At 67.2% G+C, this 26,677-nt stretch carries 28 protein-coding genes; 13 read left to right on the top strand and 15 right to left on the bottom strand.

Going from position 1 to position 26,677, the window contains the following annotated elements; all coding sequences use genetic code 11:
- Positions 1–41: 41 nt before the first annotated feature.
- From QP609_RS07015 to QP609_RS07000, 4 genes are all read left to right on the top strand, one after another.
- Positions 42–311, top strand: coding sequence for a Trm112 family protein (locus tag QP609_RS07015; protein ID WP_014036599.1), 270 nt, complete (start codon positions 42–44; stop codon positions 309–311).
- Positions 308–1,159, top strand: coding sequence for a carboxylating nicotinate-nucleotide diphosphorylase (gene nadC / locus QP609_RS07010; RefSeq protein WP_014646586.1), 852 nt, complete (start codon positions 308–310; stop codon positions 1,157–1,159). The genes QP609_RS07015 and nadC overlap by 4 nt, the downstream gene beginning before the upstream one ends.
- Before the next feature lie 180 nt (positions 1,160–1,339).
- Positions 1,340–2,353 (top strand): DUF2272 domain-containing protein, encoded by a 1,014-nt coding sequence (locus QP609_RS07005; RefSeq protein ID WP_053494947.1) that lies wholly within the window; start codon positions 1,340–1,342, stop codon positions 2,351–2,353.
- A gap of 67 nt (positions 2,354–2,420) precedes the next feature.
- Positions 2,421–2,771: a DUF3301 domain-containing protein gene (locus QP609_RS07000; RefSeq protein ID WP_053494948.1), complete on the top strand. Its 351-nt coding sequence runs from the start codon at positions 2,421–2,423 to the stop codon at positions 2,769–2,771.
- A 104-nt stretch (positions 2,772–2,875) separates the two neighbouring features.
- Here the strand turns inward: QP609_RS07000 and QP609_RS06995 are convergent, their stop codons facing one another.
- From QP609_RS06995 to QP609_RS06965, 7 genes are all read right to left on the bottom strand, one after another.
- Positions 2,876–3,328 (bottom strand): ClpXP protease specificity-enhancing factor, encoded by a 453-nt coding sequence (locus QP609_RS06995; protein WP_014646584.1) that lies wholly within the window; start codon positions 3,326–3,328, stop codon positions 2,876–2,878.
- An 84-nt stretch (positions 3,329–3,412) separates the two neighbouring features.
- Positions 3,413–4,048, bottom strand: coding sequence for a glutathione S-transferase N-terminal domain-containing protein (locus tag QP609_RS06990; protein ID WP_005408842.1), 636 nt, complete (start codon positions 4,046–4,048; stop codon positions 3,413–3,415).
- Between the two features lie 134 nt (positions 4,049–4,182).
- The gene (locus tag QP609_RS06985; RefSeq protein ID WP_032960911.1) at positions 4,183–4,932 is read right to left on the bottom strand and encodes a cytochrome c1; all 750 of its coding nucleotides are present in this window, start codon (positions 4,930–4,932) and stop codon (positions 4,183–4,185) included.
- The gene (locus QP609_RS06980) at positions 4,925–6,184 is read right to left on the bottom strand and encodes a cytochrome bc complex cytochrome b subunit (RefSeq protein WP_014646581.1); all 1,260 of its coding nucleotides are present in this window, start codon (positions 6,182–6,184) and stop codon (positions 4,925–4,927) included. Before QP609_RS06980 ends, QP609_RS06985 begins: the two co-directional genes overlap by 8 nt.
- A complete protein-coding gene (petA, locus tag QP609_RS06975) occupies positions 6,184–6,804 on the bottom strand; it encodes a ubiquinol-cytochrome c reductase iron-sulfur subunit (protein ID WP_004151998.1) in 621 nt (206 codons plus the stop codon). Before petA ends, QP609_RS06980 begins: the two co-directional genes overlap by 1 nt.
- 199 nt (positions 6,805–7,003) lie before the next feature.
- The gene (locus QP609_RS06970; RefSeq protein WP_046429799.1) at positions 7,004–7,909 is read right to left on the bottom strand and encodes a lytic transglycosylase domain-containing protein; all 906 of its coding nucleotides are present in this window, start codon (positions 7,907–7,909) and stop codon (positions 7,004–7,006) included.
- 46 nt (positions 7,910–7,955) lie between these two features.
- Entirely contained in the window at positions 7,956–8,924 is a 969-nt protein-coding gene (locus QP609_RS06965; protein WP_014646579.1) for a WYL domain-containing protein, read from the bottom strand.
- A gap of 80 nt (positions 8,925–9,004) precedes the next feature.
- On the opposite strand from QP609_RS06965, the gene QP609_RS06960 reads away from it, so the two are divergent.
- Together QP609_RS06960 and miaB are read left to right on the top strand one after the other, a co-directional pair.
- Positions 9,005–9,622 (top strand): glutathione S-transferase, encoded by a 618-nt coding sequence (locus QP609_RS06960; protein WP_014646578.1) that lies wholly within the window; start codon positions 9,005–9,007, stop codon positions 9,620–9,622.
- A 187-nt stretch (positions 9,623–9,809) separates the two neighbouring features.
- On the top strand, positions 9,810–11,228 hold the full coding sequence (miaB, locus tag QP609_RS06955) for a tRNA (N6-isopentenyl adenosine(37)-C2)-methylthiotransferase MiaB (RefSeq protein ID WP_111205947.1): 1,419 nt from the start codon (positions 9,810–9,812) through the stop codon (positions 11,226–11,228).
- A gap of 88 nt (positions 11,229–11,316) precedes the next feature.
- Here miaB and QP609_RS06950 read toward each other — a convergent pair whose 3' ends face one another.
- From QP609_RS06950 to QP609_RS06940, 3 genes are read right to left on the bottom strand one after another with little or no spacing between them, the layout of a single operon-like run.
- Positions 11,317–12,429 carry an ABC transporter permease gene (locus QP609_RS06950; RefSeq protein ID WP_032960915.1) on the bottom strand — a complete coding sequence of 371 codons (1,113 nt, stop codon included), beginning with the start codon at positions 12,427–12,429 and terminating at the stop codon, positions 11,317–11,319.
- A complete protein-coding gene (locus QP609_RS06945; RefSeq protein WP_197621815.1) occupies positions 12,426–13,349 on the bottom strand; it encodes an ABC transporter ATP-binding protein in 924 nt (307 codons plus the stop codon). Before QP609_RS06945 ends, QP609_RS06950 begins: the two co-directional genes overlap by 4 nt.
- A 20-nt stretch (positions 13,350–13,369) precedes the next feature.
- Positions 13,370–14,326 carry an HlyD family efflux transporter periplasmic adaptor subunit gene (locus tag QP609_RS06940; protein WP_197621816.1) on the bottom strand — a complete coding sequence of 319 codons (957 nt, stop codon included), beginning with the start codon at positions 14,324–14,326 and terminating at the stop codon, positions 13,370–13,372.
- 524 nt (positions 14,327–14,850) lie between these two features.
- Here QP609_RS06940 and QP609_RS06935 point away from each other — a divergent pair.
- From QP609_RS06935 to QP609_RS06905, 7 genes are all read left to right on the top strand, one after another.
- Positions 14,851–15,837 (top strand): PhoH family protein, encoded by a 987-nt coding sequence (locus tag QP609_RS06935; RefSeq protein WP_197621817.1) that lies wholly within the window; start codon positions 14,851–14,853, stop codon positions 15,835–15,837.
- Complete coding sequence (gene ybeY / locus QP609_RS06930; RefSeq protein ID WP_197621818.1) at positions 15,834–16,319, top strand: rRNA maturation RNase YbeY; 486 nt, start codon at positions 15,834–15,836, stop codon at positions 16,317–16,319. Before QP609_RS06935 ends, ybeY begins: the two co-directional genes overlap by 4 nt.
- Positions 16,316–16,972, top strand: a complete 657-nt coding sequence (locus tag QP609_RS06925) for a hypothetical protein (RefSeq protein WP_289213883.1) — start codon at positions 16,316–16,318, stop codon at positions 16,970–16,972. The genes ybeY and QP609_RS06925 overlap by 4 nt, the downstream gene beginning before the upstream one ends.
- Positions 16,973–17,049: 77 nt before the next feature.
- Positions 17,050–17,616, top strand: coding sequence for a hypothetical protein (locus QP609_RS06920; RefSeq protein ID WP_197621819.1), 567 nt, complete (start codon positions 17,050–17,052; stop codon positions 17,614–17,616).
- A 64-nt stretch (positions 17,617–17,680) separates the two neighbouring features.
- On the top strand, positions 17,681–18,562 hold the full coding sequence (locus tag QP609_RS06915) for a transporter associated domain-containing protein (RefSeq protein ID WP_014036584.1): 882 nt from the start codon (positions 17,681–17,683) through the stop codon (positions 18,560–18,562).
- Entirely contained in the window at positions 18,559–19,818 is a 1,260-nt protein-coding gene (locus QP609_RS06910; protein ID WP_197621820.1) for a DUF4105 domain-containing protein, read from the top strand. Before QP609_RS06915 ends, QP609_RS06910 begins: the two co-directional genes overlap by 4 nt.
- A 6-nt stretch (positions 19,819–19,824) precedes the next feature.
- Positions 19,825–20,847 carry a magnesium and cobalt transport protein CorA gene (locus tag QP609_RS06905; protein ID WP_014646569.1) on the top strand — a complete coding sequence of 341 codons (1,023 nt, stop codon included), beginning with the start codon at positions 19,825–19,827 and terminating at the stop codon, positions 20,845–20,847.
- A 166-nt stretch (positions 20,848–21,013) separates the two neighbouring features.
- On the opposite strand, the gene QP609_RS06900 is transcribed toward QP609_RS06905, so the two are convergent.
- The 5 genes from QP609_RS06900 to QP609_RS06880 all read right to left on the bottom strand — a co-directional run bounded on the left by QP609_RS06900 (position 21,014) and on the right by QP609_RS06880 (position 26,665).
- Entirely contained in the window at positions 21,014–22,378 is a 1,365-nt protein-coding gene (locus tag QP609_RS06900; protein ID WP_197621572.1) for an NAD-dependent succinate-semialdehyde dehydrogenase, read from the bottom strand.
- Between the two features lie 83 nt (positions 22,379–22,461).
- Complete coding sequence (locus QP609_RS06895; protein WP_005415928.1) at positions 22,462–23,304, bottom strand: ABC transporter permease subunit; 843 nt, start codon at positions 23,302–23,304, stop codon at positions 22,462–22,464.
- Positions 23,301–24,233, bottom strand: coding sequence for an ABC transporter permease subunit (locus QP609_RS06890; protein WP_014646567.1), 933 nt, complete (start codon positions 24,231–24,233; stop codon positions 23,301–23,303). The genes QP609_RS06895 and QP609_RS06890 overlap by 4 nt, the downstream gene beginning before the upstream one ends.
- A complete protein-coding gene (gene potA / locus QP609_RS06885) occupies positions 24,230–25,366 on the bottom strand; it encodes a polyamine ABC transporter ATP-binding protein (RefSeq protein ID WP_014646566.1) in 1,137 nt (378 codons plus the stop codon). Before potA ends, QP609_RS06890 begins: the two co-directional genes overlap by 4 nt.
- A 189-nt stretch (positions 25,367–25,555) precedes the next feature.
- A complete protein-coding gene (locus tag QP609_RS06880; RefSeq protein WP_014646565.1) occupies positions 25,556–26,665 on the bottom strand; it encodes a polyamine ABC transporter substrate-binding protein in 1,110 nt (369 codons plus the stop codon).
- Positions 26,666–26,677: the final 12 nt, after the last annotated feature.

Genomic DNA, 26,677 nt, shown 5'->3' with positions numbered 1-26,677 from the left:
AAAGACGTATTCTAGCCATCTTCCACGCAAGACGAAGAACCATGGATCGCAAGCTGCTCGACCTGCTGGTGTCGCCTGACACCCGCCAGCCCCTGTCCCTGCTGGATGGCAAGGGCCTGGAAGCCCTCAACAAGGCCATTTCCGCCGGCGCGGTGAACAAGGCCGATGGCAACCCGCTGGCGCAGCCGCTGCGCGAAGCGCTGGTCACCCGCGACCGCAAACAGGTCTTCCGCGTCGACGACGGCATCCCGGTGCTGCTGGCCGAGGAAGCCATCCCGACCGCCCAGATCGCCGATTTCCCGACCGCATGAGCACGCTGCCGACGCCGGATGCGGCCGTTGTCGCCGCCGATGTCGCGCGTGCACTGGCCGAGGACCTGGGCAGCGGTGATGTCACCGCCGCCCTGCTGCCCGACCAGGCCGACAGCGCCTACCTGCTGTGCAAGCAGGACGGGGTGATCGCCGGCCGCCCCTGGTTCGACGCCACCCACCGCGCGCTCGACCCGGACGTACGCATCGAATGGCAGGTTTCCGACGGCGACGCGGTCACCGCAGGCACCGTGCTGGCCCTGCTGCATGGGCGCAGCCGCAGCCTGGTCAGCGCCGAACGCACCTCGCTCAACTTCCTGCAGACGCTGTCCGGTACGGCAACCACCACCGCCCGCTACGTGGCGGCGGTGGCCGGTACCGGCACGCGCATCCTTGACACCCGCAAGACCCTGCCCGGCCTGCGCCTGGCGCAGAAGTACGCGGTGCGCTGCGGCGGTGGCGAGAATCATCGTTTCGGCCTGTACGACACGGTGATGCTGAAGGAAAACCACATCCGCGCCGCCGGTTCACTGGCCGACGCCGTGGCGGGCGCACGCCGGCAGTGGCCTGCGCTGCCGCTGGTGGTCGAGGTCGAGGATCTGGCGCAGCTGCGCCAGGCGCTCGACGCTGGTTGCGAACGCATCCTGCTGGACGACTTCAGCCCCGACCTGCGCCGCGAGGCGGTACGCATCACGGCCGGCCGCATTCCGCTGGAAGTGTCCGGCAGCGTCGGCCTGGGTGGCCTGCGCTCGATCGCCGAGGATGGCGTCGACTGCATCTCCATCGGCGGCCTGACCAAGCACGTGCAGGCCATCGATCTGTCGTTGAAGCTCGGCCCACCGCCGGGCTGAGGCCTGCAGGACTTGTAGAGCCGAGCCTACGCTCGGCTGCTTGTCGATTTGCGGCACGCCCTGCGCGCGCTTCGCGCGATGAGCCGAGCATGGGCTCGGCTCTACACGACCCGGGACGCCTTCACGGCTCGGCTACGGCCGCCTCTGCGACGCTGCCGGCATCCCCCACAGGAGCCGCGCATGCGCCGGATGCTCTTGCCTGCCTGTCTGCTGCTGGCCGCGGCACCCCTATCCGCAGCGGCGGCCGAAGCCTGCGATGTGCCACCGCGTTTCGGCCTGAGCCCATTGGCGGTGGCCATCCGCAATACTGCCTGCAATGAACACCGGCTCTGGTTCCGGCCTTTCATCGATCGCGATGGCCGCGCGGCGAGCCTGAGTGTCACCGAGGCCGAGAACGAACATCTGGCCGACAACGGGCTGATTGCCTGGCAGCGCGTGGCCGGCTACTGGCGCAACAGCGGCACGCTCAACGCGATGGGCAGCATCGCCGGCGCCAGCAGCTGTCTGGCACCACTGGGCACACGCTACACCGACAGCGACTGCCGCACCTTCCTGATCGACAACCCGTGGTCGGCCGCGTTCATTTCCTGGGTGATGGTGCAGTCCGGCGTCCCCGGCTTCAACGCGTCGCCACGCCACATCGACTACATCCGTGCCGCGTACCAGGGCGGACCCTCGGGCGTGCCGTACCGGCTGGTCGATCCCGCGACCGCAAAGCCCGCACCGGGCGACCTGCTGTGCTTCCTGCGCGATCGCAGCACCACGCTCAGCTACAGTGGGCTGGTGCAGGCACTGGACAACGGTTCGGTGGGCCACTGGAAATCACATTGCGAAGTAGTGGTGGCCGCCAACCTGGGGGGCGACCAGACCCTGTACCTGGTGGGCGGCAACGTGATGAACACGGTGGCGATGCGACTGCTGCCGCTGGACCGCACCGGGTTGATCAAGCTGCCGCCGGCGCGCGAACGCAACAGCACCGGCATCGAGCCCAGCTGCACGCCGGGCCGCGAGGACGAATGCAGCTTCAACCGCCAGGACTGGGCAGCGCTGCTGCAGCTGACGGCGACCGCGCCATTGGTGATGCCTTCGCCCCCCGCCGCGCCGATGCAGACGGTGCCGGCGACGGTGCCGGCGACGGCGCCGTCTACCGCGCCCGCATCACCGGCGTCCAGCGAGCCGCAGCCACGGCGGTGAGTGCAGCGCTTGATCCAGCGCGCGTTCGCCGCCATCTTTGCGGGATCGACCTCTGACGGCTGACGCCATGCCCACCCTGCTGTTGTTGCTGATTGCCGGCGGAATCATCTATTTCTTCTGGAATGCGGCGCGTTCGGCCGCCGAGCGCGCGGTCGAGCTGGGCCGCAATGCCTGCCGCGCCGCCAACGTGCAGTGGCTGGACCAAGCGGTGCACGCCACCGGGTTGCGCCTGTCGCGCGGCGAGGATGGCCGGCTTGGCTTCGAGCGCACCTTCAAGTTCGAGTATTCCTACGATGGCATCGATCGCCACGTGGGCCGCATGGTGCTGCGCGGCGACCAGCTGATCTCGTTCACCGGCCCCGGTGCCGCGCGGATCAGCCAGATCCGGCCGGACGTGGAAGATGCCGAGGATGTGTAAGAACTGAAGGTGTGCCGACCAACGGTCGGCACCCACACAATTCCGGCACCCACCGGTAAAACCTGCAAAGGAAGACGCCGCCCATCGGGGCGGCGTCGGAATGGTTACTTGACCACGCGCAGGTTCGGGCGGCCCTTGGGCGGCGGACTGGCCGGTGGCGTATCGTCCGGCGGCGTGCCGTCCTCGTGCAGCAGTTCGTCACTGGTCGGCGCGGTCTCGCTGCCCGGAATGTCATCCGGCAGCGCCATGCCCTGCCCGGTCTCGCGGGCATAGACCGCCAGCACGGCGCTGATCGGTACCTGCACCGGGTAGCTGGTGCCGGAGAAGCGGGCCGAGAAGCTCACCATTTCGTTGTCGATCATCAGCCGCACGACGGCGCGTTCGGCGATGTTGAGCACGACCCGGCCATCCTTGACCGCCGAAGGCGGCACCTGCACGCCGGGGACGCCGGCGTCGACCAGGATGTGCGGGGTCAGCTGGTTGTCGTTGATCCATTCCACCAGCGCCCGCAGCAGGTACGGGCGGTGGCTGGTCATGTGGAAGAAGTCTTCGGTCATGCGTGAAGTGTACGCGCCCGGCGCCCCGCCGGGGCGGATCGCCTGCACGCCGGTCGGCGTGCAGACGGGTTACGCAAGGTCGGATCAGACCGGCAGATCGCGCAGCTTCTTTTCCTGGTCGGTCAGGCTGCGGACGAAACCCGGGTGACGGAAGATGCGGTTGCCATAGTCCTCGATCGCCTTGCCGTCCTTCGGCAGCGGCACGTCCAGCGACTGCAGGCGCCAGATGATCGGTGCCATTGCGCAGTCGGCCAGGCTCATTTCCGGATTGAGGAAGAACTTGCTGGCCTTGAACAGCGGCAGCGACGCGGTCAGCAGTTCCTTCAGGCGCTTGCGGCCGGCCTCGGCCTGGGTCTTGTTGCCCAGCTGGATGGCCTGCACCTGCGGTACCCAGTCGTGCTCGATGCGCAGCATGGCCAGGCGGATACGCGCACGCGAGAGCGGATCGACCGGCATCAGCGGAGGATGCGGGTAGCGTTCGTCCAGGTATTCGCTGACCACCGACGCGGCGTACAGCACCAGCTCGCGCTCGACCAGGGTCGGCACCGAGTGGTACGGATTGAGATCGATCAGGTCTTCAGGCGGGTTCTGCGGATCGACCGGGACAAAGTCGAAGGTGACCCCCTTGGCCGCCAGCACCAGGCGTACCCGGTGGCACAGTACGTCGTCGTTCGAGGAAAACAGCGTCAGTGTATTGCGCATGCGTACGCTCGCCGCCATCAAAGGCTCTCCCACGACAGGAGACCGCCTGCCGCATCGGCGCCGCCGGCACCGTGCCAGCGGTCGACTCCACCCCGAGTGTGCAACCGACCATCACAAAAGCCAATAGGCCCGGGCGATGGCCGGCGGCAGAATCAGTGGACGTCCTTCCAGTATTCCTTCTTCAGCAGGTACAGCAGGAAAGTCAGCAGGGCCAGGAACAGGATCACCCATACGCCCAGCTGCTGGCGCTTGAGCGCGGCCGGTTCACCGGCGTATTCGAGGAAGTTGGTGATGTCCCGAACGGCCTGATCGTACTGGCCGGCATCGACCGACCCGGGCGTTTCGATTTTCAGGCCGGTCACCGGCGGGTCCATGCCGGGCGCTTCCGCCTTGCCGTGCACCGCATGCTGCAGGCCCTGCATCTCCCACAGCGGGTTGGGCATGGAGGCATTGGCGAACAGCGCGTTGTTCCAGCCCAGCGGGCGGCTGCTGTCCAGATAGAACGACTTGAGATAGGTGTAGACCCAGTCACTGCCCCGCACGCGCGAGATCAGGCTGAGATCGGGCGGCATCTTGCCGAACCACTTCTCCGCGTTCTCCTTGGGCATCGCCACCGGGATCGGGTCGCCGATCGCCGAGCCGGTGAAGTTGAGGTTGTTCATCACCTCTTCCTCGGTCAGGCCGAGGTCCTGCGCCATCCGCGAATAGCGCAGGTACTTCAATGCGTGGCAGCCGGAGCAGTAGTTCATGTACAGCTGCGCGCCGCGCTGCAGCGAGGCGCGGTCACCGAGGTCGTTGCCGGCCTGCAGCAGCGGGGTGCCGCCTTCGGCGGCGGAGGCCAGGAAACTGCCCAGCATCAGGGTGGCCGCCAGGGCCAGCCGGACCATCCAGCGCTCAGTCATGCGTGGTCACCCTCTCCGGTACCGGCTTGGTCCTGTCCAACCTTGTCCATAGCGGCATGGTGATGAAGAACGCGAAGTACAGGAAGGTCAACACCCGCCCGATGTAGGTCTCGTGCACATCGGTGCCCGGGCCGGAACCAATCACGCCCAGCCACACGAAGCACACCGCCAGCACGCCCAGCATCACCTTCGAGATCCAGCCGCGGTAGCGCACCGATTTCACCTTCGCCTTGTCCAGCCACGGCACCAGGAACAGGATCGCGATGGCCGAGAACATCACCAGCACGCCGCCCAGCTTGTTCGGCACCACGCGCAACATCGCGTAGTACGGCGTGTAGTACCAGACCGGCTTGATGTGTTCCGGGGTCACCAGGCGGTTGGCTTCGGTGAAGTTGTCGTGCTCCAGGAACAGGCCGCCGAAACCGGGGGCGAAGAAGATGATGAAGGCGGCGATGATCAGCAGGAAGCCGGCACCGACGCCATCCTTGAGCGTGTAGTACGGATGGAACGGAATGCCGTCGGCCGGGGCGTTCGGCGACCAGCGGTTGCCCTTGGGCCCCTTCTTGATCTCCACGCCATCGGGGTTGTTCGACCCCACCTCGTGCAGCGCGCCCAGGTGCAGCACCACCAGCAACAGCAGCACCAGCGGCAGTGCGATGACGTGCAGCGCGAAGAAGCGGTTGAGCGTGGCGTCACTGGGCAGGTAGTCGCCCATGATCCACTCGGTGAGGCCGTTGCCGATCACCGGTATCGCGCCGAACAGCGAAATGATCACCTTGGCGCCCCAGAACGACATCTGCCCCCACGGCAGCACGTAGCCCATGAAGGCTTCGGCCATCAGCACCAGGTAGATCAGCATGCCCAGGATCCACACCAGCTCGCGCGGCTTCTGGTAACTGCCGTACAGCAGGCCGCGGAACATGTGCAGGTAGACCACGATGAAGAACAGCGAGGCCCCGGTGGAGTGCATGTAGCGGATCAGCCAGCCCCACTCCACATCACGCATGATGTATTCGATGGAGCCGAACGCCTCGGCGGCGTTGGTCTTGTAGTGCATCGTCAGGAAGATGCCGGTGACGATCTGGTTGACCAGCACCAGCAGCGCCAGCGAACCGAAGTAGTACCAGATGTTGAAGTTCTTCGGCGCGTAGTACTCGGTGACATGCTTGCGGTAGACCGGCATCAGGCCCGGCGCGCGGGCATTGACCCAGTCGGCCACGCCGCTGGCGGTACGAGCGAGGATATTGGCCATCAGGCTGCCCCCTGCGGATCGACACCGATGATGATGGTGTTGTCGTCCTGGTAATGGTGCGCGGGCACCTTCAGGTTGATCGGCGCCGGCACGTCCTTGAAGACGCGGCCGGACATGTCGAAGCGCGACTTGTGGCAGGGGCAGAAGTAGCCGCCCTTCCACTGCGGGTCATAGGGTTCAGGCCGGATCTCGGCGACCATTTCCGGCGAACAGCCCAGGTGCGTGCACAGGCCGACCAGCACGGAAATGTCCGGCTTGATCGAGCGCAACTCGGGGTTCTGCTTCAGCACGTAGTCCGGCTGCTGGTCCTTCTCGCCGGACTCGGGGTCCTTGAGGCGGCCATCGAGCCCGTGCAGTGCATCGAGGATCGCCTTGGACCGCTTGACGATCCAGATCGGCTGGCCACGCCATTCCACGATCAGGCGTTGGCCTTCCTGCAGGGCGCTGATGTCGGCCACCACCGGTGCGCCGGCAAGCTTGGCACGGGCACTGGGGTTCCAGGATTTGATGAAAGGAACAGCGGTGAATCCGACGCCGACGGCGCCCACCACGGCTGTGGTGGCAGAAAGAAAACGCCGACGTCCGGTGTTGACTGGATCGTGTACCCCATCGTTGGCCATCCGGCACTCCGATATTGATTAGGTAGCTTTAAGGCTGCCAGCGGATCCGGTGGGGGCCAGAGCCGCATTGAATCATGGGCGAGTGTAGCGGAACCGTCGAGCGCCACACAACGCATTGCAACAACATTGATTACGGGGCTGCCAGCCAGTGGCCGGTCGGTACCGGCCATTGCCCAAGGTTGCCGGCCAGCGGCCGGCACTACTGGTGCGTCAATGCGGTGCGGTAACGCTCGGCCAGCTGCCCGACCCGGCGCACGTAGTACTGGGTCTCGCTGTAGGGCGGCACGCCACCGTGGCGGTCAACCGCGCCTTCGCCCGCGTTGTAGCCAGCCGCGGCCAGGGTCAGGTCGCCATTGAAACGCTTCAACAACCACGCAAGATACTGCACGCCACCGCGGATGTTCTGCCCGGCATCGTAGGAATCGCTGACTCCGAAACGGGCCGCGGTTGGCGGCATCAGCTGCATCAGGCCCTGCGCGCCGGCGCGGCTGAGCGCGGTCGGGTTGTAGGCCGACTCGGCGTGGATGATGGCGCGCACCACGGCTTCGTCGACGCCGAACTCGCGCGCGGCCGAGCTGATCTCGGTCTGGAACGCGGTGGTGTTCAACCGCACCGAACCGAAGTCCACGCGCGGGTTGACGCCACAGGCGTAGCAGCGCTCCATGAAACTGTAGCGGATGGTGCGCACCGGGCCGAGGTTGGCGACCTGGGTCGGGCGCGCACTGGTGTAGTGGCGCACGCCGTCCTTCATGAAGGAATAGACCTGGCCGCTGACCATGCGCCCGCTGCGCGAGGCGACCGGGGGCGCGGGTACGGCGGCTGGCGCAGCCGCCGGCGCCGCAGTGCTGGCCGCCACCGCCACCGGATTGCGCTCGATGCTGGCCACGGTGGTCGGCGCCGGCTTCGGCGCGGCCACCACCGGGCGCGGTGCCGGGCGGAGGTCGCGGCTGTAGCTGATGGCGCTGCAGCGGGCCCCGGCCAGACGCTTGCTGACATAGCTGGTGACCCCGTCGGCGCCCTGGCACTTGAACAGGGTGCCCGCGCTGGCCGGCGCAGCGGTCAGCGCAGCGATGATGATCGCCGTTGTCCCCAGTATCCCCTTCATGCCGGCGAGTGTCCCAGCTTCGCCGGGGCTTGCCAAGCGACGCGGCTCAGCCTGTGACGGGCGGCACAGCCAGCACCTGCCCCAATCCGGCCAGGCGCTGTGCCAGTTCATCGCGCAGGCCCGGCGGCGTGGTCCACACCGCCACCGGCACCCGGTCCAGGCTGAGGATCTGCGCCAGCATCATGCCGCGGCTCTCGGCGCCCATGCGCAGCAGGCAATGGTCGGGCCCATCGTCCTCCAGCACACCACACCAGGGCGGGATGCGGCCTTCCAGCTCGGCGCGGCTGCCGGCCAGGCGGACGATGGCCTGCAGGGCGAACGGGGCCTGGCTGACCGCCTGCCGCACCATCACATCCGGCGGTGCGGGCGTACGGCGGTGCATGCCCGGCTCGGCGCATTCGCGCACCGCGCCCATCCGGTCCACGCGCAGGGTGCGCCAGTCCTGCCGGCCCAGGTCCCAGGCCAGCAGGTACCAGCGCCGCCCGTAGTTGACCAGGTGCTGCGCCTCGACCTCGCGCTGGGTCACCGCTTCCTGGGCACTGCGGTATTCGAAGGCCAGCCGTGACGCCTGCCGGCAGTGCTGGGCCAGCTGCCCGAGCAGGCGTGCGTCGGTGGACGGAAGGTCGGACAGGGTGGCGGTGGCGGCATGCACCTCGCCGGCCTGCTGGCGGCGACGGGTCGGCACCAGCGGATCGAGCTTGGACAACAGGCCGCGCGCGGTGTCGTCGATGCCGGCGACGGTCGCAGAGGCCGCGCGCAGGGCGATGGCCAGGGTAGTCGCCTCCTCCTCGTCCAGCAGCATCGGCAGCACCGGCGCCCCTGCCCCCAGCTGGTAGCCGCCGCCAACCCCGGACGAGGCCCGGACCGGATAACCCAGCTCGCGCAGGCGCTCGACGTCACGGCGGATGCTGCGCCGGTCCACGCCCATGCGCTCGGCGAGCTCGGCCCCGGACCACTGGCGACGGGCCTGCAGCAGGGCGATCAGGCGCAGCAATCGATGGGCGGTATGGCGCATGAAGGATCGAGGACAGAAGTCGTCCGCAATAGTGCCCCAGGATGGCCTCCAGTTCACCACCCACCGCAAGGAGCAATGCCATGAATTCACGCCAGATCACCCTGTACCACGCCGCCCGTTCGCGCTCGAGCGGCGCCGTGGCCCTGCTCGAAGCACTGGGTGCCGACTACCGCATGCAGGTGCTGGACCTGAAGGCGGGCGCCAACCTGGCCCCGGCCTACCTGGCCATCAACCCGATGGGCAAGGTGCCGGCGATCGTCCACAACGGTGCGCTGGTGACCGAGCAGGTGGCGATCTATCTGTACCTGGCCGACCTGTATCCGGAGGCCGGCCTGGCACCGCCGATCGGCGACGCCCTGCGCGGGCCCTACCTGCGCTGGATGGCCTTCTATGGCGCCTGTTTCGAGCCGGCGATGATCGACAAGGCGATGCACCGCGAGCCGCCGCCGCGCCTGATGTCGCCGTACAACGACGCCGAGACCGTGCTGCAGGTGATCGAGGCCCAGCTGGCGCAGGGCCCCTACCTGCTCGGCGAGACGATGAGCGCCGCCGACGTGCTGTGGGGCAATGCGCTGGCCTGGACCACGGCCTTCGGCCTGGTGCAGCCCGCGCCGGCCACGGCCGATTACATCGCACGGATGAGCGCGATGACCGCCTTCGACCGTTCGCGGCAGATCGATGCGGAACTGGCGGCGTAAGCAGCGCCCCCTTGTAGAGCCGAGCCCACGCTCGGCTGCTCCTCCGCCTTGCAAAGGCAGCCGAGCACGGGCTCGGCTCTACAGTGATGGCCACGCTGGGCATGGGCTCGGTTGCACGGGCGCGGCGGCTGGCGCGGGATGCGGGTAGAATTACCCGCTTTCCCGCCACCCGAATGGATTAAGCGCCATGACCGGGACGCCAGACGTCTTTCCGCCCACCACACCGGGCGGTACCCCCCTCGTTGCCCTGCCCGCTGGTCCGCGCAAGCCCGACCAGGTGAAAGGCAAGCTGTACATCAAGACCCACGGTTGCCAGATGAACGAGTACGACTCGGCCAAGATGGCCGACGTGCTTGCCGCCAGCGATGGCCTGGAACTGACCGACAGCCCGGACGACGCCGACGTCATCCTGGTCAACACCTGCTCCATCCGCGAGAAGGCGCAGGAGAAGGTGTTCAGCCAGCTGGGCGTGTGGAAGGGGCTGAAGAACAAGGGCCGTGAAGTCATCATCGGCGTCGGCGGCTGCGTCGCCTCGCAGGAAGGCGAAGCGATCATCAAGCGTGCGCCGTTCGTCGACCTGGTGTTCGGCCCGCAGACCCTGCACCGGCTGCCGGAGCTGATCCGCGCACGCCGCGAACAGAAGCGCCCGCAGGTCGACATCAGCTTCCCCGAGATCGAGAAATTCGATCGCCTGCCCGAGCCGCGCGCCGAAGGACCCTCGGCATTCGTGTCGATCATGGAAGGCTGTTCCAAGTACTGTTCGTTCTGCGTGGTGCCCTACACCCGCGGCACCGAAGTCAGCCGCCCGTTCGAGGACGTGGTGGTGGAGGTGGCGCAGCTGGCCGCACAGGGCGTGCGCGAGATCAACCTGCTCGGGCAGAACGTCAACGCGTATCGCGGGCCCTATGGTGACGGTGAGTTCGCCGACCTCGGCCTGCTGATCCGCACCATCGCCGAGATCGATGGCGTCGGCCGCATCCGCTTCACCACCTCGCATCCGCTGGAGTTCAGCGATTCGCTGATCGATGCGTTCCGTGACGTGCCACAGCTGGCCAACTTCCTGCACCTCCCGGTACAGGCTGGCAGCGACCGCGTGCTGTCAGCGATGAAGCGCGGCTACACCGCGCTGGAGTTCAAGTCGAAGATCCGCAAGCTGCGTGCGGTGCGCCCGGACATCTCGATCAGCTCGGACTTCATCGTCGGCTTCCCCGGCGAGACCGATGCCGACTTCGAGAAGACCATGAAGCTGATCGAGGACATCGGCTTCGACCACAGCTTCTCCTTCATCTATTCGCGGCGCCCGGGCACGCCAGCCGCGGACCTGGAGGACACGATCAGCGATGCCGAAAAGCATGCGCGCCTGTCGCGCCTGCAGGAGCGCATCAATGCGCATGCCGCCGGCATTTCCGAGAAGATGGTCGGCACCGTGCAGACCGTGCTGGTGGAAGGGCCCTCGCGCAAGAACCCGAACGAGCTGACCGGCAAGACCGAGAACATGCGTTCGGTGAACTTCCCGGCGCCGGCGCGCCTGATCGGCCAGTTCGTGGATGTGGTGATCACCGAAGCGCTGACCAATTCGCTGCGCGCGCGGGTGGTGACGGAATGAATCTTCGGGTCGGAGCCCCAAAGGGGCTCCGACCCGCCGGCCCGATAAATTGGGGTCGGAGCCCCTGCGGGGATCCGACCCCCTGCCTTCAATCCAGGCGCTTGCGGAAGCGCAGGATCGCCAGGGTCATCATCACCACGATGAAGGCCAGCAGCGCCAGCGCGTCGTGCCACAGCTCCCACAATGAGGCGCCGCGCAGCATGATGCCGCGCACCAGGCGCAGGAAGTGGGTCAGCGGCAGCACCTCGGCCAGCCACTGCACCGGCCGCGGCATGCCGGCGAACGGGAACATGAAGCCCGACAGCAGGATCGACGGCAGGAACAGGAACAGGGTCATCTGCATCGCCTGGAACTGCGAGCGCGCACGCGTGGAGATCAGCAGGCCCAGCGCCAGGTTGGCCAGCACCAGCAGCACCGCGGCCAGATAGATGTCCAGCAGGCTGCCGCGAATGGGTACCTGGAACAGCCAGGTGCCCAGCACCAGCACCAGCGTGGTCTGCAGCAGGCCGATGGCCGCATAGGGCAGCACCTTGCCGACCATCAGCTCGCTGCGCGACACCGGCGTGGCGATCAGCAGTTCCATGTTGCCGCGCTCGCGTTCGCGCACCACCGCTACCGCCGTGAACATCACCAGGGTCATGGTCAGGATCACCCCGATCAGGCCCGGTACGATGTTCACCGCCGAGCGCCGCTGCGGGTTGTAGAAGCTGGTCACGCTGACCGGACCACTGGCGATGCTGCCTTCGCGCAGGGGACGGGTGTTGCTGGTCGGGCGCGTGTCCAGCGGCACCTGCGCCAGCTGGATCGCCGCGCTCTGCACCACGGTGTCACTGCCATCGACCAGCACCTGCACCGCCTCGCGTCCATCGAAGCGGCGACGCTCGAAGTCGGCCGGCACCACGATGCCGACACTGATCTCGCCACGGCGCAGCGCCTGCATCAGCTGGGCAGGCGTGTAGGCTTCGCTGCGCGGCGTGATCACGCCGGTGGCCACCATGTCCTGCACCAGCGCGCGCGAAGCGGCGCTGTTGGCCTGATCGGCGACACCCGCATCGAGATGACGCAGGTTGAGGTTGATCGCATAGCCGAACAGCAACAGCTGCATCACCGGAATGCCAACGATCATCGCCAGCGTGATGCGGTCGCGGCGCAGCTGCCGCAGCTCCTTGAGCATGATCGCCCACAGCCGGCGCAGGTTCATGCCGCCGGCTCCCGGCCGCGGCCACGGGTGGCGGCCACGAACACATCTTCCAGGTTTGGCGCCACCGTCTGGATGCGGGCCTGCGGGTCAGCGTTGGCAAGTGCACGGGCCAGCACTGCGACGTCCGCTGCGCCCTCATTGCACAGCACGCGCAGCTGGGTGCCGATCTGCGCCACGCTCAGCACACCGGGCAGCTCAGACAGTGCGCGGCTGGCCTGCCGCGGCTGCGACGACGTGACCTGCAACGTGCGGCCGTCCAGCCGTGCGCACAGCTCAGCCGGCGTGCCATCGGCGACCAGCGCACCACGGTCCAGGATTGCCAGCCGGTGGCAGCGCTCGGCCTCGTCCATGTAGTGGGTCGACACCAGCACGGTGGTACCGGCGTCGGCAAGTTCAAACAGGGCTTCCCAGAAATCACGGCGCGATTCCGGATCGACCGCGCTGGTCGGCTCGTCCAGGAACAGCAGCTCGGGCGCGTGCACGACGGCGCCGGCCAGGGCGAGGCGCTGCTTCTGGCCACCGCTGAGGGTTCCGGCCAGCTGCGGCTGCCGGTCCAGCAGACGGTACTGCTGCAACAGTTCGTCGACCCGCTGCCGGGCCTGCGCGCGTGGCAGATCCTGGATGGCGGCGAGGAATTCCAGGTTCTCGCGCACCGACAGGTCCTCATACAACGAGAAGCGCTGGGTCATGTAGCCGATGCGCCGGCGCAGTGCTTCGGCCTGCTCGGGAACCTGCAGCCCCAGCACCTGGATCTGCCCAGCGCTCGGTTCCAGCAGGCCGCACAGCATGCGGATGGTGGTCGACTTTCCGGATCCATTCGGCCCCAGGAAGCCGTACACCTGCCCGCGCGGCACGGTCAGGTCGACATTGTCCACGGCCAGAAGATCGCCGAAGCGGCGGGTCAAGCCCTGCGCATGCACCGCGATGTCGTCGCCGGTGTTCAGAAGCGCACCTGCACCGGCAGTCCGGCCGGAAGCTTCTGCATGTCGGTGGCCGTGTCCACTTCGATCTCGGCCAGATAGCTCAGGCGCTCGACGTCATCACCGGTCAGTGCGTAGTACGGGGTGAACGAGGGCTCGCTGCGGATTGAGCGCACGTGCCCCTTCAGCACGGTGCTGCCGCCTTCCAGCTGTACCTGCGCGGCCTGCCCGACCTTGACCTGCAGGCGCAGCGGCTGCGGCAGGTAGACGCGTGCATAGGGGCGCTCGCCAACCAGCATCACCGCCAGTGGCGCCCCGATCGGTGCCTGGTCACCCTGCCGGTAGGGCAAGGCATCGACCACGCCATCGCGCGGTGCGCGCAGCTGCAGCTTCTGCAGGTTGACGCCCTGCACCACCTGCTGCGCCTGCGCGGCATCGGCGGCCGCCTGGCCCTGGGCGATGTCCTGCGCGCGGCTGCCGTGCACCAGTTCCAGCCAGGCCTGCTCGGCGGCCCGCACGCTGGCCTCGGCACTGCCGGCAGCCGCCCGTGCACGGTCCAGCTCGGAGGCGGCGATCAGGCGCTGGCGTGCCAGCGGTTGCACCCGACGGTAGTAGGCCGCGGCTTCAGCAGACTGCGCGCGCAACGCGGCCAGCTGCGCCTGGGCCTGCGCGATCTGTTCCTGGCGCGGGCCGATCTTCAGCTCTTCCAACTGGGCCTGCGCGCGCACCGTGTCGGCCTGCGCCGCGGCGAACTGCGCGTCGCCGCGGGCGGGGTCGAGCTGCATCAGCACTGCTCCGGCCTTGACCTGCTGCCCCTCGCGCACCTCCACCGTGGCGATCACTTCGGCCGCCGGCGCCGGCACCGTGATCCGGTCCCACTCCAGCGTGCCGAGCGCTGCAGGCGGCGCCTGCCCACACCCGGCCAGCAGGCCGATACCCACCAATCCGATTCCACGCATCCCATTGCCGATGCCCATGCCATCCCCTCCTGCGACGGCGCCACGGTGCCATCCGCCCCGTGCACCCTCAATGATTCCGATCAGCCCTGACGGTTTTTTCACCACGCGTTGGCGAGCCTTTGGCTGCAAGGCTCCTCGCCACCTATCCACAGGTTGATTCGGCATCATTCCACAACCGGTGTGGAAAACCGGCAACACGGGATCCCGTTGCTCGCCTGGCAGCGGAACCTGCGCTGCGATCACGAAGAACGCCGGCGTGCCCGGGAAGTTCTCGGCCACGCGCTGCGACGTGCCCTCCCTCCCGGTCCGCCCGTCCTGCGGGTGCCGGCACGCCCGGGTCCGTGACGATTTTTTCACCACCCCCTCATGACGCTTGTGGCACAAGCACTGTAGAGGTCTATCCACAGGTTTCCGCAGCCCCCGTCCACACCGGGTGTGGAAAAGCATGTATCGACCCCGTGCTGGCCGCGCGCCCGCTGCGCGCGCTACCCTTGTCCTCCCTGAATACACTGCGGTGGAAGGCTTCCGCCCCACCCAAGGCAATGAAAAGCATAAAACATCGAGACTTCACCCTGTCGCCGGAAGACACCGAGCGGCTGGCCAACCTGTGCGGCCCCTTCGATGGGCACCTGCGCCAGATCGAGCTGAAGCTCGGCGTGGAGATCGCCAACCGCGGTTTCGTGTTCCGCATCAGCGGGCCCAACGAAGCCATCGTCGAGGCGCAGAAGCTGGTTGAAGCGCTGTACGCCGAAGCCGGCGAAACCACCTTCGACAACCACGCCATCCACCTGCGCCTGGCGCAGGCCAACGTCGAGCAGATCGCCGAACGCTCCTACGAAGCGCAGGAGGTGGCGATCAAGGTCAAGCGCGGCACGGTGCGCGGCCGCGGTGCCAACCAGGGCCGCTACCTGCACCAGATCGCCACGCATGACATCAACTTCGGCATCGGCCCGGCCGGCACCGGCAAGACCTTCCTTGCCGTGGCCAGCGCGGTCGAAGCGCTGAACGAATCACGGGTGCAGCGCCTGATCCTGGTGCGCCCGGCGGTGGAGGCCGGCGAGAAGCTGGGCTTCCTGCCCGGTGACCTGAGCCAGAAGGTCGACCCCTACCTGCGACCGCTGTACGACGCCCTCTACGAGATGATGGGCGTGGAGAAGGTGGTCAAGCTGCTGGAAAAGAACGTCATCGAAATCGCGCCGCTGGCCTACATGCGTGGCCGCACGCTCAACGATGCCTTCGTGATCCTGGACGAAGCACAGAACACCACCATCGAGCAGATGAAGATGTTCCTGACCCGCCTCGGCTACGGTTCCACCGCCGTGGTCACCGGCGACCTGACCCAGACCGATCTCCCCAAGCACGTGAAGTCCGGCCTGCGCGATGCCATCGACGTGCTGCGCGAGGTCGAGGGCGTCAGCTTCACCTTCTTCGAGTCGCGCGACGTGGTCCGCCACCCGCTGGTGGCGCGCATCGTCAGCGCCTACGATCGCCGTGACCTGCATCAGATCCAACCTGGAGCAACTCCATGACCCGTGGTCCCGTGCGACTGGACGTCGCCGTCAGTTATGCCCTGCCGCGCACCGGCCTGCCGGCGGCGGTCAGCTTCCGCAAGTGGGTGGCTGCTGCGCTGAAAGGCCGCATCCGCGAAGCCGACCTGGCCATCCGCGTGGTCGATGCCAAGGAAGGGCAGTCACTGAACCGCCATTATCGCGGCAAGGATTACGCGACCAACGTGCTCAGCTTCCCGGCCGAAGTGCCCGAAGGGCTGCCCAAGGGCGTGAAGTTTCCGCTGCTGGGCGACCTGGTGATCTGCGCACCGGTGGTGGCCCGCGAGGCCGATGAACAGGGCAAGGCGCTCAACGCCCACTACGCACACCTGACCGTGCACGGCGTGCTGCACCTGCTCGGCTGGGACCACGAGGACGACAAGGAAGCCGACGCCATGGAACAGCTGGAGCGCGAGATCCTGGCCGAGCTCGGCATCGGCGACCCCTACGCCGGCGAGCGTTGAGGCCCACGCACACCGGGATCTTCACGGAGGACGCGCCCATCGCGCTGCTGCCCGCACTCATCGCCGCTCTTCTGCAGGTGACCACTGCCCCGGGCATCGACCCCGGCCGGGAACGACCGTCGCCGTTCCCGGCCAGCGACAGCGCCGCCGACATTGCCGCCAAGGTCGCCGAGGTGCAGGCGTTCTTTGACGTCAGCCAACAGACGGCGCGCCAGGCGGTCGCCGAGGCGCAGCAGCACGCATTGATGGAACGTTTGAAAGCGCGCCACGCGGCACGCCTCGCCGGAATCTGGGTGGACAACGCGGCAGGTTGGAACGTCGTCGTTCGACTGACTGGCCCAGCACCCGCGGCCGATGAGACACATCCAGGGGCGGATGGCCCGCAACGCGTGCGCTACATCACCGGCGCCGCGATGACCGAAGCGGAGATGCAGCGCCGCCTGCACGCACAGCGGGACTGGCTGCTGGCCCAGCTGCCCGACCTGTTCGGCTATAGCCTGGATGTCACGACCGGGGAACTGGAGGTTGAGCTGCGGGATACCCCGGCCAACCGCGCGACGGCGGCGGCCGTGCGCGATCACCTGCAGGTGCAACTGGGCTACCCGGTCAGGCTGCGCTGGTACCCAGCGACCACGCGCAGGCATCCGCCCTGATTGCCTTGGGGCGCTCGCGATGGCTGGCCGGGACCGGTACGATCACCGGCCTGCCTCCCGTTGCGGATCCCGTGCCCGTGCTGCGTATTACCCTGCCCCTGCTGCTCGCCGTGTCCGCCCCGGCCGCTGCCCTGGACCTGCCGGCCCTGATTGAATGCCGCCAGGGCGTGGCCGAGCAGGCCGCGTTGGCGCCCCTGCTGGCTGATCCACTGAAAGCCGTCGCCCACGGCCTGCAGCCGCTGCCGCAGGGCAACCAGTTCATGAGCGAGTACCGGCTGGCCCAGCCGATCAGCGTGTTCGGCGCCCGCACCGAACGGGTCGCCGTGGCCGGGTCCAGCGTCATGGCGATCCTCGACCAGGCCGATCCGCGGCCGCTGGCCAGGCAGCTGGGGCTGGAAACCGGCTACGACCAGGACGGCAAGTTCATGGCCGGCCGCGAGCTGGTCAGCCGCGACGTGACCGATCCGAAGACCGGCGAGGCCCGGATCGAGTCGATCATCCTCAGCGTCTCCACCGTGGCCTCCCATCCCGGCAAAACCCTGGCCGGCTGCACCTACAGCCTGGACCTGCCCGAGGAAGAAGCCCCCGCCCGGCCTGAACTGGCCCCGCCGCCGATCACCGGACCGGGCAGCGACGGTCACTGACAGGCCGCCACATCCTGCTAGACTTGGGCCAACGCCCGGCTTGCCGGGTGCCCTTTTTCCAGAGATGTCAGAAGACGACAGTAGTAGCTCCGCACAGGAGCCCAGTGAAAAGAAGCGCGGCTGGCTTGAACGCCTGACCTCCGCCTTCTCCGGCGAACCCCATACCCGCGACGAGCTGGTCGCTGTCCTGCACACCGCGCAGGAAGAGGGCCTGATCGCCGCCGATACCCTGAAGATGATGGAAGGCGCCATTTCGGTGGCCGAGCTGACCGTGGGCGACGTGATGATCTCGCGCTCGCAGATGGTTTCGCTGCCGGTCGAAGCGCCCTTCCTGGAACTGATGAAGCAGGTGGTCGAATCCGGCCATTCGCGCTTCCCGGTGCACGGCGAGAACAAGGACGACATCCTTGGCATCCTGCTGGCCAAGGACCTGCTGCGCGGCGTGGTCGCCGACAACGGCCCGGCCAACGTGCGCGAGCTGCTGCGCCCGGCAGTGCTGATCCCGGAGGCGAAGAAGCTCAACGTGCTGCTGAAGGAATTCCGCCTGTCACGCAACCACATGGCCATCGTGGTCGACGAGTACGGCGGTGTCGCCGGCCTGGTCACCATCGAGGACGTGCTGGAACAGATCGTCGGCGAGATCGACGACGAGCATGACGAGGCCGAGGATCCGTCGGCGCAGATCGCCATCCAGTCCGACGGCCAGTACGTGGTCGACGCGCTGACCCCGATCGGCGACTTCAACGAGCGCTTCGGCGCTACCTTCTCCGACGAGGACTACGACACCATCGGTGGCCTGGTCACCGAGGCCGTGGGCCACCTGCCGGAAGTCGGTGACGAGCTGGCGCTGGACCGCTTCATGTTCCGCGTGGCCCGCGCCGATGCGCGCCGGGTCCAGGCCTTCCACGTGACCGTGCTGCCGCCGGACGCGCAGGACGACGCTTGAAGCGCGGCTCCCTCCTGGCACTGCGCCTGAGGCTGTGGCTGGCACTGTGCGTGCTGGCCACGGCCCTGCCGCTGGCCGCCTTCGCGCAGCCGGCGGCACCCGAACCTGCTGCACCCGCCACCAGCGCCGAGGCTCCCGCCCCGCGCATCGGGGTGGTGACCATGCAGCCGGGCACCGTGTTCTTCGAGCGCTTCGGCCATGACGCCATCGTCGTGATCGATCCGCTCAGTGGCGAAGCGACCTCGTACAACTTCGGCTACTTCGATCCGTCCGAGGACGATTTCATCAGCCGCTTCGTGCGCGGCGACATGATGTACTACCTGGTGGCGCTGCCGCTGCAGCAGGACCTGTCGTACTACGACGAGACCGGCCGCGGCGCCAGCGTGCAGTGGCTGGACCTGCGCCCCGACCAGGCACGCGCCCTGGCCGCTGACCTGGCCGAGCGCGCCAAGCCGGAAAACGCGCGCTACCACTACGACTACTACACCGCCAACTGCGCCACGATGGTGCGCGACACGGTGGACAAGGCGCTGGATGGCGGCCTGCAGTCGCAGCTGTCGGGGCGTTCGCGCGGCAACACCTATCGCAGCGAGTCGGTGCGCCTGGCCTCGCCGGCACCGTGGATGTGGCTGGGCTTCGATATCGGCCTCGGGCCGTTCGCCGACCAGCCGCTGTCGCGCTGGCAGGAAGCCTTCGTGCCGATGCGCCTGGCCGACGCGCTGCGCCAGGCGCGCAACAGCGACGGCCGGCCGCTGGTGCAGTCCGAACAGGAACTGCTGCCGCACCGCATCGACCCGGAGCCGAAGGAGTTCGCGCGCCGCTGGTGGCCGTGGCTGCTGTGTGGCCTGGTGATCGCCGCCGGCATACTGGCGCTGCGCAGCCGCCCGCGCCTGCTGGCCGGGCTGGCCCTGCCGTTCTGGCTGCTGTGTGCCATCGCCGGCAGCCTGCTGGTGTTCCTGTGGGGCTTCAGCACCCACTACGCCGCCTGGGCCAACCGCAACCTGCTGCTGCTTTCGCCACTGGCCGTGCTGCTGCTGCCAGGCGCGATCGCGCTGCTGCGCCGGCGCGCGCCGGGCCGCATGTTCAGGGTCGTGCTGTGGCTGCTGGCGGTGCAGGCCGTGGCGGCGCTGGTGCTGCACTGGCTGAGCCTGCAGGCGCAGTACAACGTGCAGTGGATCGTGCTTCTGCTGCCCGTCCACGTCGCGCTGGCGTGGGTACTGGGGCGCCGTCCTCACTTGTCCGAAACACGGCACTGACGCACGATGGCGGGCATGTCATTGCCCGCCTCCGCTTCCGCCCCTGCCTCGGCCAACCCCGCCTGCGTCATCAACTGCGTCCACTACGATGACGACGGCAAACGCCACGACATCAGCCTGGATGCCATCAGCGATGTCATTGCCAGTGGCAACGGCTTCGTCTGGGTCGGCCTGTACGACCCCAACGACGATGTGCTGCTGAAACTGCAGGAAGAGTTCTGCCTGCACGACCTGGCCATCGAGGACGCGCGCAATGCGCACCAGCGGCCCAAGGTCGAGACCTACGGCAATTCGCTGTTCGTGGTGGTGACCACCGCGCAGATGGTGGACGAACGCATCCAGTACGGCGAAACACACGCCTTCCTCGGCCCGCGTTTCCTGGTGACGGTGCGCCACGGCGCCTCGCTGTCCTACGCCCCGGTGCGTGCACGGGTCGAGCGTGAACCGCAGCTGCTGAAGATGGGCCCGTCGTACTGCCTGTACGCGGTGACCGACTTCGTGGTCGACAACTACCTGCCGATCGTGCACCGCTTCCGCGACACCCTGGACCTGCTGGAAAAGGACATCTTTGCCGACAGCTACAAGCGCAGCACGGTGGTACGGCTTTACGAGCTCAAGCGCGAACTGAACAAGATGCGGATGGCGGTGGCACCGCTGCAGGATGTGCTGGCGCAGCTGCGCCGCTACCAGGGTGACCTGATTCCCGATGAAGTGAAGCTCTACGTGCGCGACGTGCATGACCACGCGGTACGCATCAGCGATGTGATCGACACCCTGCGCGAGATGCTGGGCACCGCACTGAGCGTGAACCTGTCGCTGGTGACGCTGGCGCAGGGCGAGACGGTCAAGCGCCTGGGTGCATGGGCCGCACTGCTGGCAGCGCCGACGCTGATCACCAGCTGGTACGGCATGAACTTCAGCCACATGCCCGAGCTGAGCCAGCCGTGGTCGTATCCGCTGATGATTGTCGGCGTGGGCGGTGTGTGCGTGGGCCTGTACCGGTTGTTCAAGCGCGCGAAGTGGTTGTAGCGCGAATCGACCAACGGTCGATACCCACCATGCACGGGGGCGTCGATACCCAGCAATACGGTAGGCCGCGACCGTTGGTCGTGGCATATGCCCCGCTTCTGGTAGTGCCGGCCGCTGGCCGGCAACCAGGGCAATGCCGGCCAGCGGCCGGCACTACCCTTCGGCATCAAGCCACGTAGACGGTCTTGATGTTCATGAACTCGTGGATGCCGTGGTCGGCCAGCTCCCGGCCGAATCCGGACTGCTTGCTGCCACCGAACGGCAGCCGAGCGTCGCTCCTGACGATGGCGTTGACGAACGCGGCGCCGCATTCCATGCGCTGCGCGAAGGCTTCGCCGCGCACCGGGTCGCGCGTCCACACGCTGCCGCCCAGGCCGAAGCGGGTGTCGTTGGCCACGCGCAGCGCCTCGGCCTCATCCTTGACCCGGATCACCGCAGCCACCGGCCCGAACAGCTCCTCGTCGTAGGCAGGCATGCCTGGGCCGACCTGATCGAGCACGGTCGCCGGATAGCCCGCATGGGTGCCGGCAATGGGCTCGCCGCCGACCAGAACGCGCGCGCCCTTGGCGACGCTGGCCTGCACCTGCTTGTGCAGTTCGTCGCGCAGATCGGCACGGGCCATCGGCGCCAGCGTGGTGCCACGCTCACTGGGATCGCCATACTGGCGCTGGCCCGCGGCTTCAACGAAGCGTCGGGTGAAGTCATCGGCCACCGCGTCGACCACGATGAAGCGCTTGGCCGCAATGCAGGTCTGCCCGCTGTTGTCGAAACGCGACTTCACCGCCGCCGCCACGGCCTTGTCGAGGTCGGCATCGTCGAGTACCACGAAGGCGTCGCTGCCACCCAGCTCCATCACCGACTTCTTCAGCTGGCTGCCGGCATTGGAGGCGATCGAGCGCCCTGCCCGTTCGCTGCCGGTCAGCGTCACCGCCTTCACCCGTGCGTCGCGCAGCACCTCGGCAGCCTGGTCGTTGTCGATGTGCAGCACGTCGAACACGCCATCAGGCAGGCCTCCGTCACGACACACCGCCAGGATCAGGTCGGCGCACTGCGGCACGTTGCTGGCGTGCTTGAGCAGGGCCACGTTGCCAGCCATGAACGCCGGGGCCAGGAAACGGAACACCTGCCAGACCGGGAAATTCCATGGCATCACCGCGAACACGCAGCCGATCGGCTCGTAGCGCACATAGCTGCGCTGGGCTTCGGTGTCGATCAGCTGCGGCTTGAGATAGTCGGCCGCGTGGTCGGCGTAGTACTCGCAGGCGGCAGCGCACTTGTCGACCTCGGCCAGCGCCTCGGCCTTGAGCTTGCCCATCTCATGGGTCATCGCCTGCTGCAGGTCGTCGCGACGCGTGCGCAGCTGCGCGGCGATCTGGCGAAGGACGGCACCGCGATCCTGCAGCGAGCGATCGGCCCAGCCGGGGAAGGCATCGGCGGCAGCCTGCAGGCGCTGCTCGATGTCAGCAGCGCCCATCAGTTCATGGCGGTAGGTCACCTGGCCGGTGGCCGGGTCGATGATCTCGACGGTCATGGGGGATCTCCATCTGGAAGACCCCCATTGTGCGCCGCTGTCCGTGAGCCGGGTGTTGCCGGCGCTGTCGACAGGCCGGGTACTCAGCCGTTGTCCTGCCGCGCCAGCTGCAGGTCGCGCTGGCGCCGCTTCTCGGCGCGGGCATTGATGTACCAGCCGATCACCGCAGCGATCGACACCGCCGACACCAGCAGCGTGGCCAACGCGTTGATCTTCGGACTGATGCCCATGCGCACCGAAGCGAACACCTTCATCGGCAGCGTGGTCGAGCCCGGCGTGGCCACGAAGCTGGCCACCACCACGTCATCCAGCGACAGGGTGAAGGCCAGCAGCCAACCCGCCACCAGCGCCGGCGCGATGATGGGCAGGGTGATGCGGGTGAACACGGTCAACCGGCTGGCGCCCAGGTCCATCGCCGCTTCTTCCAGCGACAGGTCCATTTCCTGCAGGCGCGAGGACACCACCACGGTGACGAAGCAGAGGGTGAAGGTCACGTGCGCGATCCAGATGGTGGCCAGGCCACGCGCCGGGAAGCCGGGAATCGCGCCCATCGATGCCAGCAGCGCCATCAGCGAGAAGCCCAGGATCACGTCCGGCATCACCAGCGGCGCGGTCACCAGCGCGCCGAACAGTGGCTTGCCACGGAATCGCTTGAAGCGGGTCATCACCATCGCCGCCAGCGTACCCAGCACGGTGGCGGTACAGGCGGTCCAGAACGCCACCACCAGGCTGGTCCACATCGCGTCCATCAGCGCGCGGTCGGCGAACAGGTCGCTGTAGGCGCGGGTGGAGAACCCGGCCCAGACCATCGCCAGCCGCGAGCTGTTGAACGAGTAGAACATCAACAACAGGATCGGCAGGTACAGGAAGGCGAAGCCGAGCAGCAGCACGCCCAGCCCCAGGCCCTTGGCGGTACGCGGGCTCATGCCTGCTTCCCTTCCAGCAGGCGCTGCTGGGAACGGTTGAACAGCAGGATCGGCACCAGCAGCAACAGGATCATCGCCACCGCCATCGCCGAAGCGCCCGGCCAGTTGCGGTTGTTGAAGAACTCGTTCCACAGCTGGCGGCCGACCATCAGCGTCTCCGAACCACCGAGCATTTCCGGGATCACGAACTCACCCACCGCCGGGATCATCACCAGCATGCAGCCGGCGATGATGCCGGCCTTCGACAGCGGCAACGTGATGCGCAGGAACGCCTGCCACGGCTTGGCGCCGAGGTCGTAGGCCGCTTCCAGCAGGCGGTGGTCATGCTTGACCAGGTTGGCGTACAGCGGCAGCACCATGAACGGCAGGTAGCAGTAGACGATGCCGATATAGGCGGCGGTCGGCGTATCGATCAGCTGCAGTTTCGGCAGCCCCATCGACGTCATCAGCGTCTGCAGGCCAGTGAACTGCAGGAACTGGTCAAGCAGGCCATTGCGGTCCAGGATTGCCTTCCACGCATACACGCGGATCAGGAACGAGGTCCACGACGGCAGCACCACCAGCATCATCGCCACATTGCGTGCGGCCGGCGACAGGCGCGCGATGGCATAGGCCATCGGATAGCCGATCAGCAGGGTGAAGAAGGTGGAGATCGCCGCGATCTTGATCGAGCTCAGGAACGCCTGCGCATAGATCGAATCGCGGAACAGCGCCAGGTAGTTCTCCAGGTTCAGCTTCAGCGAGAAGCCGCCGTCGGCGTACTGCAGCAGCCAGGTATACGGCGGCGAGCCGACCCGGCTGAGCGAGAAGCTGATCATCAGCACGATCAGGAACGGCACTGCGAAGAACAGCAGCAGCCACAGGTACGGAATGCCGATCACCGTGGCACGCAGCCCCGGCAGCCAGCGCTTCAGGCCGGCGACGCTCATGAGGTCAGCACCACGCCGTCGTTGTCGCGCCAGTGCACCCACACGCTGTCACCCCAGGTCAGGCCGTCGCTGGCCCAGCGCTGCGAGTTGGCGAAGTTGGCCAGCACCTTGGCGCCGCTGGGCAGCCGCACGTGGTAGACCGAATGGCTGCCGAAATAGGCGATGTCCTCGATCACGCCCTGCGCTTTGTTGGTGTGCCCTTCCGGCTCGTCCTTGCCGATCATCACCTTCTCCGGGCGCAGCGCGAATGCGACCGGCTGCCCTTCGTAACAGGTGATGCCATGGGCGATGTAGATCGGTGCCGGGAACAGCGGCGAGCGCACGGTCACGTACTCGGGCAGGTCCTCGTCGATCACCCCGTCAAACAGGTTGACCGAACCGATGAACTCGGCGACGAAGCGGTTGGCCGGCTGCTCGTAGACCTCGTCCGGCTTGCCGACCTGCTGGATCCAGCCGGCATCCATCACCGCGATGCGGGTAGCCATGGTCATCGCTTCTTCCTGGTCGTGGGTGACCATCACGCAGGTCACGCCCGACGACTCGATGATGCTGACCAGTTCCAGCTGCATCTGCGAGCGCAGCTTCTTGTCCAGCGCGCCCATCGGCTCGTCCAGCAGCAGCAGCTTCGGCCCCTTGGCCAGCGACCGCGCCAGCGCCACGCGCTGCTGCTGGCCACCGGACAGCTGGTGCGGCTTGCGCTTGCCCAGGTGGCCCATCTGCACCAGGTCGAGCATCTCGCCGACGCGCTTGCTGATCGCGTCCTTGCCCAGGCCATCCTGCTTCAGGCCGAAGGCAATGTTCTGTTCGACCGTCATGTGCGGGAACAGCGCATAGGACTGGAACATCATGTTGACCGGCCGCTGGTACGGCGGCAGCGCGTCCAGGCGCTGGCCATCGACGGTGATGCTGCCCTTGGTGGGCGTCTCGAAGCCGCCCAGGCAGCGCAGCAGGGTCGACTTGCCGCTGCCGGAGCCTCCGAGCAGGGCAAAGATCTCGCCCTTGCGCACGTCCAGATTGACGTCGTCGACGGCGACGAAACCGTCGAATTCCTTGCGCAAATCACGAATGGAGAGATAGCCGGGCGCACCGGTCGTGTCGACGACGGCGGCTACCGGCTGGGCTTCAACGGGCATGGGGGCTCCGGGAGCGGGCGGTGGACAGCGGCCGCCATTCTAACGGCCGGGGGCTGCAGGGGATATGACGGCAACGGGTGGCACCCACCGGGCCGGGGGGATCTGCAGATCTGGTGGGGGCCGACCGTTGGTCGGCCCTGCCGGAAAAGCATGCCGACCAACGGTCGGCACCCACCTGCCAGCCAGCCCTTAGCGCCCGGTCTTCACCTCGGTCCACAGCCGGGTGTAGAGCTTGTCGGTCTCCGGCGTGTTGATCGAGTAGGTGAACATCTTCTCGGCCACGTCGGCCGGCGGGTAGATGGTCGGGTCGGTACGGATCGCCTCGTCCACCAGCGGGGTCGCGGTCGGCACCGGGTTGGCGTAGTGGATGAAGTTGGTGTTGGCCGCGGCAACCTTCGGCTGCAGCAGGTAGTTGATGAAGGCGTACGCGGCTTCCGGATGCTTGGCGTCCTTCGGGATCGCCAGCATGTCGAACCACTGCGGTGCGCCTTCCTTCGGGATCGAATAGGCCACGTGCACGCCATTGCTGGCTTCCTCGGCGCGGTCGCGGGCCTGGATGATGTCACCCGACCAGCCGACCACCAGGCAGGTACCGCCGTTGGCCAGCGAACCCACGTACTGCGAGGAGTGGAAGTTCTGCACGTACGGGCGGATCGACTTCAGCAGGTCGGCGGCCTTCTGCAGCTCGGCCGGGTCGCCGCTGTGCGGGTCCAGGCCCAGGTAATGCAGTGCGATCGGGATCATGTCCGCCGGCGTGTCCAGGATGGTCACGCCGCAGTCCTTCATCTTGCTGATGTTCTCCGGCTTGAACACCAGGTCCCAGCTGTTGGCGATGTCGGCGCTGCCGCCGAAGCGCTGCTTCAGCATGTCCACGTTGTAGCCGATGCCGGTGGTGCCGATCATGTACGGCACGCCGTACTGGTTGCCCGGGTCCTGGGTGGCGATGCGCTTCATCACCGCCGGATCGAGGTTGGCCAGGTTCGGGATCTTGCTCTTGTCCAGCGGCAGGAACACACCGGCCTGGATCTGGCGACCGAAGAAGTTCAGGGTCGGCACCACCACGTCATAGCCGCTGTTGCCGGCCAGCAGTTTGGTCTCGACCATCTCGTCACTGTCGAACACATCGTAGGTCACCTTGATCCCGCTCTCCTTCTCGAAGGTCGGAATGGTGTCCTCGGCGATGTAATCGCTGTAGTTGTAGACGTTCAGGACCTGGCTGTCCTGCGCGCCGCCATTGCCACCGCCACAGGCGGCGAGCATGGCGGAGGCCAGGCCGAGCGTGAGGATACGCAGCTTCATCGGGTGCTCCAG

Origin of the sequence: Stenotrophomonas sp. 8(2023), from assembly GCF_030345295.1 — a bacterium.
Classification (GTDB): Bacteria; Pseudomonadota; Gammaproteobacteria; order Xanthomonadales; family Xanthomonadaceae; genus Stenotrophomonas; species Stenotrophomonas muris.
Note: the sequence above shows the minus strand (reverse complement) of the source record. Positions and strands in the feature narration are given on the sequence as shown.

Coding starts and splice junctions, on each gene's coding strand:
- nadC (WP_014646586.1), top strand. CDS start 308: ATGAGCACGCTGCCGACGCCGGATGCGGCCGTTGTCGCCGCCGATGTC.
- QP609_RS06950 (WP_032960915.1), bottom strand. CDS start 12,429: ATGAACCTGCGCCGGCTGTGGGCGATCATGCTCAAGGAGCTGCGGCAG.
- QP609_RS06970 (WP_046429799.1), bottom strand. CDS start 7,909: ATGAAGGGGATACTGGGGACAACGGCGATCATCATCGCTGCGCTGACC.
- QP609_RS06895 (WP_005415928.1), bottom strand. CDS start 23,304: ATGAGCCCGCGTACCGCCAAGGGCCTGGGGCTGGGCGTGCTGCTGCTC.
- QP609_RS06995 (WP_014646584.1), bottom strand. CDS start 3,328: ATGACCGAAGACTTCTTCCACATGACCAGCCACCGCCCGTACCTGCTG.
- QP609_RS06980 (WP_014646581.1), bottom strand. CDS start 6,184: ATGGCCAATATCCTCGCTCGTACCGCCAGCGGCGTGGCCGACTGGGTC.
- QP609_RS07000 (WP_053494948.1), top strand. CDS start 2,421: ATGCCCACCCTGCTGTTGTTGCTGATTGCCGGCGGAATCATCTATTTC.
- potA (WP_014646566.1), bottom strand. CDS start 25,366: ATGCCCGTTGAAGCCCAGCCGGTAGCCGCCGTCGTCGACACGACCGGT.
- QP609_RS06985 (WP_032960911.1), bottom strand. CDS start 4,932: ATGACTGAGCGCTGGATGGTCCGGCTGGCCCTGGCGGCCACCCTGATG.
- petA (WP_004151998.1), bottom strand. CDS start 6,804: ATGGCCAACGATGGGGTACACGATCCAGTCAACACCGGACGTCGGCGT.
- QP609_RS06905 (WP_014646569.1), top strand. CDS start 19,825: ATGGCGGGCATGTCATTGCCCGCCTCCGCTTCCGCCCCTGCCTCGGCC.
- QP609_RS06880 (WP_014646565.1), bottom strand. CDS start 26,665: ATGAAGCTGCGTATCCTCACGCTCGGCCTGGCCTCCGCCATGCTCGCC.
- ybeY (WP_197621818.1), top strand. CDS start 15,834: ATGACCCGTGGTCCCGTGCGACTGGACGTCGCCGTCAGTTATGCCCTG.
- QP609_RS06900 (WP_197621572.1), bottom strand. CDS start 22,378: ATGACCGTCGAGATCATCGACCCGGCCACCGGCCAGGTGACCTACCGC.
- QP609_RS06935 (WP_197621817.1), top strand. CDS start 14,851: ATGAAAAGCATAAAACATCGAGACTTCACCCTGTCGCCGGAAGACACC.
- miaB (WP_111205947.1), top strand. CDS start 9,810: ATGACCGGGACGCCAGACGTCTTTCCGCCCACCACACCGGGCGGTACC.
- QP609_RS06890 (WP_014646567.1), bottom strand. CDS start 24,233: ATGAGCGTCGCCGGCCTGAAGCGCTGGCTGCCGGGGCTGCGTGCCACG.
- QP609_RS06940 (WP_197621816.1), bottom strand. CDS start 14,326: ATGGGCATCGGCAATGGGATGCGTGGAATCGGATTGGTGGGTATCGGC.
- QP609_RS06915 (WP_014036584.1), top strand. CDS start 17,681: ATGTCAGAAGACGACAGTAGTAGCTCCGCACAGGAGCCCAGTGAAAAG.
- QP609_RS06960 (WP_014646578.1), top strand. CDS start 9,005: ATGAATTCACGCCAGATCACCCTGTACCACGCCGCCCGTTCGCGCTCG.
- QP609_RS06990 (WP_005408842.1), bottom strand. CDS start 4,048: ATGGCGGCGAGCGTACGCATGCGCAATACACTGACGCTGTTTTCCTCG.
- QP609_RS07005 (WP_053494947.1), top strand. CDS start 1,340: ATGCGCCGGATGCTCTTGCCTGCCTGTCTGCTGCTGGCCGCGGCACCC.
- QP609_RS06965 (WP_014646579.1), bottom strand. CDS start 8,924: ATGCGCCATACCGCCCATCGATTGCTGCGCCTGATCGCCCTGCTGCAG.
- QP609_RS07015 (WP_014036599.1), top strand. CDS start 42: ATGGATCGCAAGCTGCTCGACCTGCTGGTGTCGCCTGACACCCGCCAG.